Origin of the sequence: Vibrio sp. B172a (assembly GCF_030248355.1) — a bacterium.
Classification (GTDB): domain Bacteria; phylum Pseudomonadota; class Gammaproteobacteria; order Enterobacterales; family Vibrionaceae; genus Vibrio; species Vibrio owensii.
In genome coordinates this window covers 1-13,114 of sequence record NZ_JAHGAC010000045.1, presented here as the reverse complement: position 1 = coordinate 13,114, position 13,114 = coordinate 1, and the positions used below count along the sequence as shown (strand labels likewise).

Sequence of the window (13,114 nt, the reverse complement as noted above, 5' to 3'; positions counted from 1 at the left end):
GGCGCCATTGGGTAGAGTTAAAGGCGGCTGGACGGTCGTCTCTGCTTATGGAAGCTGCGTAAGTCTCGATACTATCGAGCAGCGGCTAACGAAATAAGAAGTATCTGCCGATAGGGCGATGAGTCGTCATATTGTGATTGTTTCTACATGAATCGTTGCTTGAACAATCCACTTATCTCTTTCTTTTGCTGCGGTGAAGCTTTCTACATTATCTTTTTTACCGAGCGATATTGTGGTCATTTGTCCTGCCTGTTTTTCAATTTCATTTAAAAATGTTAAGCCGATTCCATTTGCTTTTACTTCAAAGTACTTTCTATCACCAAAATCCACCAATCCTAGTTTTCCAGACGAAATAGAATTTAAAGATATTCTGTAGTCGACATCGACCGCTTTATCTGGTTCATAAGTTCCGTCAGTATTAGTCACTGTCACTGCTTTGAACATATAAGGTGTGGTATCGGCAATGTTCACTTTCCCCGCTTTATTTTCAAAAACGATGATGCCATTTTGTATATTTGTCAAAAGCTCATTTGTACTTGTTACCAAAAACAGCGTTGGTTCTGAATTTAGTGGCACGATCCCATTCCATTGAAAAGTTACCATACTAATATCTGATGCGTTAACAGAAAAAGCAAAAATCAATGGAATTGCAGAAGGCAAATTTTTCATATCAAATCCTCTTTTTTTTTGTGTTTTTACTTTTGTTCTATTTTGTTTGGGAGCTCTTCTCAAGTTCTCATTTCAGAAGGTTTCTCGTTGTAAAGTACTGGGATTGTTCGTCTAGAGGAACTAAAGATATCGATCGTGACTTAAATGTCGCTCCTAAGATCCGTGACAAAGGCATCCTAGAATTAAAGGCGGCTGGATGGTCGCCTCTGTTTGTGGAAGCAGCCTAAGCCTCGATACTATCGAACAACGGCTAACGAAATAAAAAGCATCAGCCGATAGGGCGGTGAGAAGTCACGATAGCTGTTCGATGTCACTCGCACTTTCCTTTGAAAACGAATGATATGAGGTTAAAAAATAAGGTAATAGCTGTACGTGTTCTTCTTCGAGGTAAATACATCGCTGTAAGTTTGTTTCCTCAATGGTATCGGATGTGATCCGTTTTACAAGTTGTGTATCAAAAGCTCCTGTTAAACGTAAAGTTACACATGATATACAAACTTGTTGAGTGATAAGGGCTTTGGATGAGGACTGGGCATTTTGAACGCAATGTTCGAGCTTATAGAAATGAGAGTTTATCAAAATAGGTTGCTGACATAAATAACACAATAGAGGTGAATGCATTGTCATGATCCTTTGCTTATATTGGTGAACGTATCCGCGATAGCATTTACATAAGACCTATACTTGATATCGCAATCCTATTTTCAAGTCGCCATAAAAATCATCTTAATTAATTTTTTAAAATAAGATTTTCGCTTCCTTTTGTTGGACCATAAGGTTTTGTATTTTTGTTGTCAAAACTCCTACCGAATAGTCGCGTGGTTTTCTTTAAAGAAAAACGCCAAAAACTTTCTCATAACTTCATTCGTCGATTAGATATTAAAGATCTTTACATTATCGAATCTAAACTGTATCAGTATGACGCTGTCATCACTGTTATTGGCCTATTTTTACGTAGGGAACTACGAAATTATTATCATAAAAAAATAAATATTGTGTAAACATTTTTATTTAATGCGCAATTATTAAGATAATTTGCACAAAATTACCTCTATTTTATCTGGGGCTCTATCCTTACGACTGGTTTCGTATCACCATATCGGTTTTGTTAATTTTAGTATCTTGATTTATTTGTTAATAATCAGGTGGTTAGATGTCTATTGGGGTTGGTTTGTTTAATCGTGGAAATAATTTGAGAATGTAACTCAAATTATTAGTGGAAAAAGTTAGCATTTTTGACCGTTTGCATGGATATTACTTTGGCTAGTAGAGGATTAGACCCCAACTATTGGCAAAGGAGATAGCTAAACGCATTCTCTGACACAGGCTTTTACTTGAGTTAAATCAAGTTACTCTACTATTCCAAAGAATGTTTTGCCCGCTCTCCTTCTTATGCGGGCTTTTTTTTAGACTATGATTCTAAATTAAAACAGAGGAAAAATGAGTCATTTTTTCTACAAGAACCATACGAATTAACTTTTCCTAGATGAGTTTTACAAATGTTTCTGTCTTTAAGAGATTAAATTTTTATAACTTTAATAAATTGATTTCTTATTTTTGGGTGAACTAGAATTATTCTGGTTGGCACTCAATTGCAGTAGCAATCATTTTTATAATTGAAACGTATACCTGACTCTTTGTGGCAAACTTTAATACTGTTTATTATTTTGGCGTAAAAACCCCCGTTTATAGGGAGGATGTAAGCCATTGCTACGAAGTAGCAAAAATTAGTCCTGACGATTCTGACTCTCAATGTACTTAGTTAAAGTCTCAAGACTTGCTTCGCCGCAAGATCCAGCAAAGTAACTTGGACTCCAAAGCGCCCCTTTCCACAAGTAACGATGAATGATTGGAAACTCTTGACGCAGAAGTCTAGAGCGAACCCCTTTCAATGAGTTGATCAACTTCGATAGCTACACTTTTGGAGGGTACTCAAGTAGTAGAGGTACCAGTCGAAGAAAACGTTACACTTTATCATTCTGGTCTTCGTACACGCCCACAAATAATAGTTATTCAGCTCTTAAATACAAGACACATACTACATCAAAGAGTTATGTCGTTAGATGTACGAAAAGCCGCAATCGCTAGCTCGAATTTGGACAAAAGTTTGCCAATGACTTCCCTAAATTAGCAACTCATGGATAACTACAGGTATAGAAAGTCATTAGCTTTATATCCAATATCAATGGTGCTGATCAGTCGATTGTAATCCATCTACAGCGCAACGAATAAAGAATAACCAAAATCAAATAATTAAGAAGTTCTATTTCGTTAATAAGCAGATAAGCACTAAAATGCTGCCATACTCATTGGAGGGCATATGGCAGTAAGATTAGAAAAATTATTAGTGAGCAATTTTCGCTCAATTGGCTCCACACCTGTCGAGATTGAACTAGACGATATAGTCATTTTGGTTGGTGGGAACAATTTTGGTAAAAGCACAATACTAAAGGCTTATCATGCAGCAGTTAACAGTGAAAAACTTGTTTTAGATGATTTTCATAATCGAGTTTTGGATAAAGATGCCTTACCAACGGTCGAGATACACACACGTTGCTCAGGAGCTGACAAACCGAGTGATCATTTCTACAAACCAAAAGAGAATGAAACTGAAGAAACCTCTTACCTAATTAAAGAACGCTTTATTTGGAGAAAGAAAGACAACGCCCCCTCTAGGTATGGATACTTAGTGAAAGAGAATCGTTTTGCAGAAGATACAGATAAACCAAGAATGCCATGGTCTAATGATGGTGCCTCAAAAAAGAATAGACCAAAGGCACATTTAGTTGGCACCTTTAGCAACCCAGAGGATCAATCTGAAGCAATTCAAAGTATTCTGGTTGATGTTTTCTTAGAAGAGCAAGTTAGAAACTTCAAACCAACAAAACAAAACGCAGATTACTCATCCCTGTATGATCAAATGTCATCCTTAAAACAAGAGTTCGTGGAACAAAGTACTGAGACTCTGGAAACCTTGGCTAAAGAAATCTCTCAATATGCTTCCAAAATCATCCCTAATCATGAACTAAAAATCAATATTAGTGAGAAAGATATTGTCAGTTCTAACCTGAAGATTTTTGACTCATCAGAAGTGGATGTTCGATTTGGGAAAGGAGAGCAGGTGTTCCCAATAAGTCATCATGGTAGCGGTGCTAGAAGAACGTTACTTTGGTCTGTTCTGAAACAAATCGCTGAAATGGGATATGAATCCTCTGGAAAGAAAACAAAGAAATATAATGAGTTAGGGGATTACAAGTCACATTTACTACTACTAGATGAACCCGAATTAAGTTTACACCCTTCAGCCTGTAGAGATACAAGGGACATGCTATATAACCTTGCCGAGAATAATGAAAACTGGCAAGTAATGATAACTACTCACTCTCCAAGTTTTATCGACTTAACACGTGATCACACTAAGATTATTCGAGTAGAAAATAATTCGAATGACGAGGTTGAGGCGACAACAATTTTTCGACCAGATCAAATCAACTTCACTGAAGATGAAACAGAATCATTGAAATTGTTTAACTTATTTAACCCAGATGTAATGGAGTTTTTCTTTGGTGGTAAAGTTTTATTGGTTGAAGGAGATACTGAATACACTGCATTTGGTAAAGTAGTCAAAGATTACAAAGAAAAAGGTGACACGACTTTTGATGACTTGTTCATCCTTCGCTGCGGAGGAAAAGTGCAAGTTTCAATGTTCATGAAAATTCTCAACCATTTCAAAAAAAGTTACTTCGTACTTCATGATATTGATACCAAGCAGATCCTTAAATACCGACTCATGAAAGTCGAAGGGAAGGATAAAAAGGAAAGAAAACCTAATATTGAAACAAACCCTGCATGGACTAACAACAGCAAAATTCTTGAACAAATGTCAGAGTACAGCCAGGTGTTTGGCTCAATTATTGATTTTGAAACGGCTTATTTCAATGAGCCAGTTTCAGCAGGTAAACCAGAGAATGCTGTTGCTAAAATGAAAGATGAAGAGAGCTACAATACGGTTGAAAATTTGCTGTTAGCTATTGTTACACAAGATAAAACCAAACTTCCTACAGGAGCTGTTGAATGGGATGCAATAGAACAGATAGGCGATAAGTTTGACTCATTCGCAAAATCGTACCCAGATGTTATTCCTAAACTGCCAAACTAGCTTCAGGAGGCTATACAGCCTCCTGTAAAATACGATATCCAGTGTATTCACACTCCCAAATGATCATTATCTGCCCCTTCTAAAACCAGATTAGATTTTCTAGGGAAAACGCACGCCTCTCAAATTTGTAGAGTATTTGCCCTAACGAATGTTGAGGCAAAACCTTCTTAGAACTATTAAATCCACAACGTGCCCACTACGAATGTGTTCGCGGGAAAAAACACCATATGTATCGCTTCAACTAAACAGATTCCATACACAAAGGCCACAGCCAACACCGACCAACTTCTTGGATTTATATCCAACTTTTTGGCTCGATAACCAAATAATTGTATCGGCGTATACTACTATCATTCTACCTAGCTGATTTTGCAGAAGAAAGTTAATGGCACGCTTACTGCTAATTGCCGTGATAATTAGTATTTACTTTAGGTATTTGTGTGTCGTATAAAACCCTTCCACTGTCGGAAGTAATGTCCCATGAATTCGGGTTGATAGAGGGCAACTTCCACAACCTCGCGGAAGCAGATATCGCCTCTGCCATTCCTGCTCATCTTACCTTTGATCAGCTAAAACAACACCTCCACGAGGGTAAGCTCGTACTCGTGAGTGATACACCTCAAATTCCCGCACTTCTGAGTTACAACGACCCAATTGGTCCTAAAACATGGCGGCTGAACTCTGAGGTTATCTCTGCATTTTCGGAAGATGCGGCTGAGGAGTTGTTAGCAAAGACGAAAATCCCCAGAGCAACGGGAGGATACAGCACACGTATTGGAGAGACCGCGACACTCGAACGAGCTTATACGCCACAGCCGATCGCAGTCGAAAGTGAAGAGGAAATCACCAAGGAATTTGAGTACAGCTTCGAAGTCGGCTGCTCGGATGCCACCATAAAGAAAATGGTACACAATGACTTTGCTTTAGCGAAAACTGAAAAAGAGAACGCGGTAACCCGCTGGGAGCAAGCCAATACCGAGCAAGGTACCCGCTACACAGCGTTATGTGTATTTGATGAGCCAAAGCGTTTAAATGTCCACATCGCTGACGACAATCTCGGGCTGACATCATTGGAATCAATCACACTACAAAAAGCCGGCAGCCATAAAACAGAGGAAGGTTTTATACCTGTCGTTCCGGCTGTGCGATTGGGCGAACGCCTAGGCTTGCCGACAGAGGGCTATTACTACCACTTTAATGATGGTGAACTGGTCCAAGAGTACAAAATTCTCGGACAAGAAAAATGGGCGTTTTACGCTACGCGATCGACACAAGAGACGCTCAATGACGAGCGCGGTTTTACCAAAGACCAAAGCGCTATTTTGGTGTATTGGAAGTTGGCCAACCAAGTCCTTGAGAACCAATACATCATTTATCTTGAGCGCCAAATCACACGAGAAGAGCTCGATAATCTCAGCGAAGATTGGCTGAGCGAAAACGGGATAAAGTTGGATGTCCCCGCACTTTTTGATGCGGTCAAACAGCCGGAAGAATCACGCTCAGACAATATCGACGATGAGACGGAAGCCGAACAGACCGCAGCGACGCACATCGTAGTTGCAGGGGAAAGCTGGCAGAGCATAGCTGAACGGCATGGTATGGGTGCTAAAGCCTTGCTCTCGCTTAACCCAGTGTTTGAGGCCGACCCTCTATCACTCACAATTGGTGATGAAATTGTTGTTGCAGAAGCACAGCAAAAACAAACACCGGACAAAAAGAACACTTTTCCGCCTCTGCGCCCGCAAACCTACAACAACATCCGCAACAGTCATTACCAACACAGCGATCCATTGCTTGGGTTGACCAAATACCGAGCCATCAACGCCGCTGATTTCGTCGAAGGCGACGTAGCTATACTTAACTTAAAAGACGCCACAAGCTCGCTCGTGTTCGCTAAATCCTGCACCAGACCAGAAGGTTGTATTGAAATTGGTGAACAGCAAGAGTCAATCAGTAACTTCGGGCCTTGGTCATTCTTCTTTGCGCAAGCGAATGCGACCCCAGCGGCTGTCATGCCTGCCATTCAAGCAACACAAGCACAAATGGCCATGGGAAGTTCCGCAGCTGTTGCCGGCTCACCAGAGCAAACGCAGCAAACCCAAACTGCGGCGATGCAGTTGGATAAACTGGCAGGAACATTGAAAGACAAAATCGTTGAGGGCTACCGCTGGCAAGTAGAAGGCATTGGCGCTTTGTTTGTCATGCAGCAAAGCTTATTTGGCGATAACACCCAATACACAGACCAAGATTTACGCCAAGTGACCGCGGCGCAAAGCCGCGTTCGTGTCCACATTACCGAGCCCCAAGATGGAGAGTTTTACCCGCACGTGCAGGGCTATCATGTAGACGACACGCGCATCCCCATCAAATACGTGAAACAGGGAAATAATGGCCAGCTGTCCGTTGCGATTGAAGATAACGGACCAACTATCTATTGGACACCAGAAGAAAACGGTGAAGCAAGTTGGCAAACTACTCCCGATCATAGTGATGGGTTTGAAAAAGACGATATACTGGTCACGCCAATTCACTCGGATAGCGATGCGAACGTCATCGTTACGCCTGCGCCAGAAGAGAAAGACTGGCGTGATGCGATCTTGGTGTTCCCTGAAAGCTCAGGTATTGCTCCGCTCTATGTGGTTTACAACAAAAATAGCTCGGGCAAAGCCAACCCGAAGGTGAAGCCCCTTGAGGTTGGTACATACGGAGAACTTGCTCCAAGAAGTGTTAAAGATGGAATGGACATAGATCATATTCCTTCACAAGCAGCTTTAAAAACTGCAACTGAGACTTTGTTAGGACAATCCTTAACCAGAGAACAAGAGAGAACTTTAATCAATTCTGCAGCGGCTATTGCGATACCTCAAGAAGTTCACCGTAAATGTAGTGAAACCTACGGTGGTAGAAATAAAAAAGAGAAGCAACACGCTGACGCAATGGATATAAAATCAGCAGTAGACTCTAACTTTGACGCTATTAAGTCGTGTCTACAAGAGCAAGGCTACAGCGAACAAGAACTAGAAAACGCTAGAACTAAACTACATGATATTAACAAGAATAATGGTTGGTACTAAAATGCAATCCTATAATAACTTTTTAGGGACTGAGTATAGAGCACTCCTGAAAGACCCGAGCTTTATATCCTTAGTAGGGGGTAATGTGCCAGAGGTCCTGAACCCATCTAGTGATGCTTTTTATATTTCATCTTACACCACTGGTATAGAGTTTAAGTTCGAGCGAAAAACAGAGCGGTTGATTTCCGTTGTGGTTAGTAACTCCTCATTTTATGCTGGTGACCTCCGCCTACTAACTAACAGGAAGCAGGTTTTAAGTATTCTTGGTAATCCTAACCACCATCGACCAGAAAAAACTATCCCCGTACTTGGATGTATTGGTGCTATGGATGAATACCTAGATTCTCGCGGGGTTGCTACTCAAGTTGTTTATGAGATAGGAAGCTTTGATATTGCAGCAGTACATTATCAAATGAAGACTCATGCTTAAACGAAAAAACACACTGAGTGCTTATACTGAAGCTGATTTTATAAACTTACTAGATGAGATAATTGAATCAAAGGGCAGCGATGATTATCAAGATAAGTTGCTTGAACACTTCATATTAATTACGGAGCATCCTGCGGGTTCAGACTTAATTTACTACCCAGAGAACCCGGGTGAGGATACGCCTGAAGGGATAGTCAAAATAGTGAAAGATTGGCGTGTTAGTCAGGGGCTTCCCTGCTTCAAAGAGTAAAAAATAAAAGGCGTCACGATGACGCCTTTTCTCATTCCCATTCCTCAGCCTGCTCTAAAAACCGCTCAAAATCCTCTTGTGTCAGAACCTTATGGTTGCTCTCGGTGAACTCAATATTTTGTCCATTGCGATTGAAGATAACGTACCAACCATCAATTGGACGCCAGAAGAAAACGGTGAAGCAAGTTGGCAAACTCTCGATTCAAGTCAATTTATACCTGCGAACCTTAAACGGATGATGGATGGCAAAGCTCCTCGAGCAAGGTTTAAGGATACCGTTGGGGGAAGACGTTCTTTCTAAATGCACCATGTTGAATAAATACAACATGGTGGTTCTGTGTACGATGTTGATAACTTAAGAGCCCCCGTAATACAACACGAGGATTAACAACAATAGCATTAGAAGAATGGATTACTTTTAGTAAGGAAAAAACCAACTAACAGGATATGAATGAGTATTTACTCTGTCTTATAATGGGGCATAACTGTTTTTAGAGGGGTAACGTTTGTTATCTTGATTTGGCTATCTTGTTGCTTTCGGAAGGTTGCCGCAGTACTTGCCAAATGTCGGGTAAGGGATGGCCTAACCTTTGTAACGTCATCACTATTTGGGACTGTTAACGTTCATCCGTTGGTGCTCCATGACCAAAGCGTAACTCTCTACAGCGCTGAGCTTGTGCTAGATGGTCAAAATCCGCAGTCAACTCTAACAAGGCTTTTTCTACTTGCCGGTAGTTAAATCAACTCGTAGATAAGGTTTGAGCCATTATGTTCAAACCTAAGTGCGCCGACATCATTTTTTGCAGCTCGTGGTGAATATCAGCACTATCATCAATGCGGGACTGCTCGTAGAAGGGCACTAGTGTGGATATATGCGTGATAACCGTCATTACTGATAAGCTCAAAACTTCTCATTTAGAGTGAGCGTAGACAGATGTAGGAGTAACGTGCTTTGCTCGGGGTTGCTAAATAGGGCAGGTTAAATTGAATGTAACCTAATTCACCAGGCCGTTTTGGATATTAAGAATCGTCGATAAATCAGCCAAAATGGGCATCATTCCTGATAGTCAATTTGAATGGCAGAGACTGAGTAATTTATTATTATAGATAAACTTAGTTTTACTTTGAAAAATTGTTACGCGATACCATGTTTTTGTTTATCGATACATATCTTCGCTAAGAATATTTGTATCAAATAACGATGGTTCAGTTTCATCATCGAGGTCTATAGACTAAATTTATAACTTATTGATTAAAAGGTGATTTTAATTTTTTTATTGACGTATTTAGATTATAGTTATTTGTTAGGTTTTCATTAAATCTAATCCACACGAATAGAATTATATAGTGAAATGCAAATGTATTATTATAATGTTCATCTTGTTTTTAAAAATGAGACTGAGGCTCACATATATGCAATTGAGTGCTTTTTAAGTATGTTTGTTTGTCGTATTATCTATTTGTAGGCTGAATGAGGCTTGATTTTAACCAATTCAAACAGGTCTTACTACAACATCTATACACTCTCTTTGCCACCTACTATGTAGGTGGTTTTTTTAATAAAAATATTAATCTTTGTTTATATAGTTTCTCTCAGCTAAAACTCCATCTTTTGTTTTGAAGGATAAGCCAGAATTATTAACCGTCTGCTTTTTTTTCCAGATTGTTAAGTCATTCAAATTATTAGCTTCATTTATTTTTTGTTTTATTTTTGAAAAAAAAGAGCCAAAGTTCATAGACGTGTTTCCAATAAATATCTGTACTCCATAAAAGAATGGGGTACAGATATGTTAAGTAATATAATTATTCTTTAATAGTCAATATTAAACTTCTCTATATTGACTTTCATTTGATCAGCCTCTTGCTGTGTAGATTTTGTCGAATGTTCAACTTTTATCGCTAGTTCCTTACACTTTATAGCTGAACTTTCAAGATTAGCTGTATATTCTTGTATGCTATTTACAACGGAAGTTTGTTCTTCCGCAGCAACTGCAACCAAGCTTGTTGAGTCAGATATTTCTTCTGCCAGATCTGCTATGCTAGATATTGTGTTGGATGTATTCTTCGCTCTCTCCATTGTGCTTCTTGCTTTGCTGATATTATCTGTCATAGCAGTTAAAGCTTCTTCTGAGGATTCATTAAATGAATGAATAATAGACTCTATCTCTTCTACAGAGCGCTGTGTTTTTGTAGCAAGCGTCCGCACTTCATCCGCAACAACTGCAAAGCCCCTACCATGCACTCCCGCTCGAGCAGCTTCTATCGCGGCATTTAAAGCAAGTAAATTGGTCTGCTCTGAAATTGAGATGATTACAGATAAAACCTCACTGATCCTTGCTCCACTATCCGTCAGGGATTTAACGGTAGTGTTTGTTAGATTAACCTGATCCACTAGTTGAATTAGTTCGTGATTTGCTTCGGAAAGCATATCTCGACCAGAGAATGAAAGATCCCTGATTTCTTTAGAATTTTGTGCAACATTAGATGCGTTTATTGCGATCTCTCTGGTTGCGTCATTCATATTTTCTACAAAAATGACAATTTCTTTTGTCATTAGAGATTGTAATTCTATCGTTGAATTGACATTTTTTGCGTCTATCCTCATCGATTGACTTTTAAGCGTTAGAGAATCACACGAGTCGTGAATATTAATCATTAACCCTTTCATTCTTTTCATCATGCTACTTATTGATGATGATATCTGATTGAATTCTTGGATATTTCCAGAAAATACATCGTCAGAGATTTTGCAGCTTTCCTCTATCTCTTTAAGAGAATCAACCAGACCAAGTAAATCTTTTGTTATTTCTCTTTTTAAATATATCAGTAATGAAAGAAATGAAATGAAAAAAACAAAAAGAAAAACCAAGCTAATAGCCGTTATAGTTTTAATTATTGTTGGAAGTAATCTAGAGAACTCTATTGAATTCGCATTTATTTTATCTAAAATTGACGACGCGACCTCAAGCTCACCAATAGAAATTGCATTGACAAATGCAATAGAGTCAGAAATATCAATAGAACACAGTTCGATAGCACGCTCATAACCTAGAAGTGAAAACATAATATTGTCAATATATGTTATGGAATCAAGGCATTGTTGACTTTTGTCTTTTCCTTCTTCGACACTATTAACAGCCTCGATATATGACAATGTTGAAGTAGGGTTGATTCTATAGTCTTCAAAGCTTTCTTTTGCTTCGATTACTGAGACAATGTGATCTCTTTCTAATGCTGTAAATTTGTTTAGTTTTACTAACGTAAAACTTGTGTAGATTACGAAAAAAACAAGAAAAAGAAAAAAGGCTAGAAGAAAATTTAAACCTCTTGCTAAAGATAGCTTGGAGGTAGAACTGAAAAACATCATACAACTCTTAAATGAACAATAAAAAAACATTCTATGAGTAAAAGTGAAATTCTGCTTCTATTTGTTAGGAGGTTTGCGCAAAAGTATGTTAAATGTGCGCAAAGTGATTGCTATCTATTAGAGCTTCAAGAAAATTCATCAAAAGTGTTCATTAAAATTATTTATCGTTTCAATTAGTTTAATTTTTGCAATTTTTATTTGAGTTATTGTTTCTACTTTTATGCGGACCTTAAAAGGTATTAATCAAGTTCAGTACCCGCAACAAGAGATGTAGGAGCACAACATGAAAATATCAAATAGTGTTTTACTGGTTGTGATGGGAATAATTGGTCAGTTTTCTCAAGCACAAGCCCTAACTAGAGACAATGGTGCACCAGTCGGTGACAACCAGAATTCAATCACAGCAGGGGAAAACGGCAGCGTATTACTGCAAGACGTTCACCTGATCCAAAAATTGCAGCGTTTTGCCAGAGAGCGAATTCCTGAGCGTGTGGTACATGCTCGTGGTACGGGTGCTCATGGTGAGTTTGTTGCATCGGATGACTTTAGTGACTTAACGGTTTCCGCTCCTTTTACTGACAAAGGAAAGGTAACCCCTGTTTTCGTTCGTTTTTCGACCGTTATTCACTCAAAAGGATCACCTGAGACACTTCGCGATCCTCGTGGTTTCGCCACGAAATTTTATACTGAACAGGGTAACTGGGATTTGGTAGGGAACAACTTGCCTGTGTTCTTCATCCGCGATTCAATTAAGTTTCCGGATATGGTGCACTCTCTAAAACCGTCTCCTGTTACCAACGTTCAGGATCCAAACCGATTCTTTGATTTCTTCAGTCATGAGCCGAGTGCGACCAACATGCTGACTTGGGTTTATAGCAACCTAGGTACGCCAGCAAGCTATCGCACGATGGACGGCTTTGGTGTGCACGCTTACAAGTGGATTAATAAGCTAGGCGATGTGAACTACGTAAAGTTCCAATGGAAGAGCCAACAAGGTATCAAAAGCCTGCGTCCTGATGAAGTAACCGCAATGCAGGGTAAAGACTTCAACCATTTAACCAATGATCTGTATAAAGAAATTGGGCGTGGTAACTACCCTAAGTGGGATCTCTACGTGAAGGTGCTGTCACCAGAAGCTCTGAGCAAACTGGATTACAACGGGTTG

Annotated in this window: 9 protein-coding genes and 1 pseudogene; 6 read left to right on the top strand and 4 right to left on the bottom strand. The window is 39.3% G+C overall.

All coding sequences use genetic code 11. The annotated features are described in order from the left end of the window. Positions 1 to 126: 126 nt before the first annotated feature. Together KIT90_RS27360 and tnpA are read right to left on the bottom strand one after the other, a co-directional pair. Positions 127 to 669, bottom strand: coding sequence for a hypothetical protein (locus KIT90_RS27360; protein WP_285379693.1), 543 nt, complete (start codon positions 667 to 669; stop codon positions 127 to 129). A gap of 1,727 nt (positions 670 to 2,396) precedes the next feature. Next, a pseudogene (tnpA, locus tag KIT90_RS27355) lies at positions 2,397 to 2,618 on the bottom strand (IS200/IS605 family transposase); the annotation flags it as partial. Positions 2,619 to 2,989: 371 nt separating this feature from the next. On the opposite strand from tnpA, the gene KIT90_RS27350 reads away from it, so the two are divergent. The 5 genes from KIT90_RS27350 (at position 2,990) to KIT90_RS27330 (ending at position 8,883) form a co-directional block, all read left to right on the top strand. Then, positions 2,990 to 4,828: an ATP-dependent endonuclease gene (locus KIT90_RS27350; RefSeq protein WP_285379691.1), complete on the top strand. Its 1,839-nt coding sequence runs from the start codon at positions 2,990 to 2,992 to the stop codon at positions 4,826 to 4,828. Positions 4,829 to 5,268: 440 nt separating this feature from the next. Then, positions 5,269 to 7,902, top strand: a complete 2,634-nt coding sequence (locus KIT90_RS27345) for an S-type pyocin domain-containing protein (RefSeq protein ID WP_285379690.1) — start codon at positions 5,269 to 5,271, stop codon at positions 7,900 to 7,902. A gap of 1 nt (position 7,903) precedes the next feature. Beyond that, a complete protein-coding gene (locus tag KIT90_RS27340) occupies positions 7,904 to 8,332 on the top strand; it encodes a hypothetical protein (protein WP_285379688.1) in 429 nt (142 codons plus the stop codon). After that, complete coding sequence (locus tag KIT90_RS27335; protein ID WP_285379687.1) at positions 8,325 to 8,582, top strand: bacteriocin immunity protein; 258 nt, start codon at positions 8,325 to 8,327, stop codon at positions 8,580 to 8,582. The genes KIT90_RS27340 and KIT90_RS27335 overlap by 8 nt, the downstream gene beginning before the upstream one ends. 91 nt (positions 8,583 to 8,673) lie before the next feature. Next, on the top strand, positions 8,674 to 8,883 hold the full coding sequence (locus KIT90_RS27330; RefSeq protein ID WP_228010021.1) for a hypothetical protein: 210 nt from the start codon (positions 8,674 to 8,676) through the stop codon (positions 8,881 to 8,883). A gap of 1,267 nt (positions 8,884 to 10,150) precedes the next feature. Here KIT90_RS27330 and KIT90_RS27325 read toward each other — a convergent pair. Both KIT90_RS27325 and KIT90_RS27320 read right to left on the bottom strand, forming a co-directional pair. Continuing rightward, positions 10,151 to 10,318 carry a hypothetical protein gene (locus KIT90_RS27325; protein ID WP_285379684.1) on the bottom strand — a complete coding sequence of 56 codons (168 nt, stop codon included), beginning with the start codon at positions 10,316 to 10,318 and terminating at the stop codon, positions 10,151 to 10,153. 74 nt (positions 10,319 to 10,392) lie between these two features. Further along, positions 10,393 to 11,949 (bottom strand): methyl-accepting chemotaxis protein, encoded by a 1,557-nt coding sequence (locus KIT90_RS27320; protein WP_285379683.1) that lies wholly within the window; start codon positions 11,947 to 11,949, stop codon positions 10,393 to 10,395. A gap of 283 nt (positions 11,950 to 12,232) precedes the next feature. Here KIT90_RS27320 and KIT90_RS27315 point away from each other — a divergent pair. After that, positions 12,233 to 13,114: catalase (locus KIT90_RS27315; RefSeq protein WP_285379682.1), on the top strand; the 882-nt coding region annotated here is incomplete at its 3' end.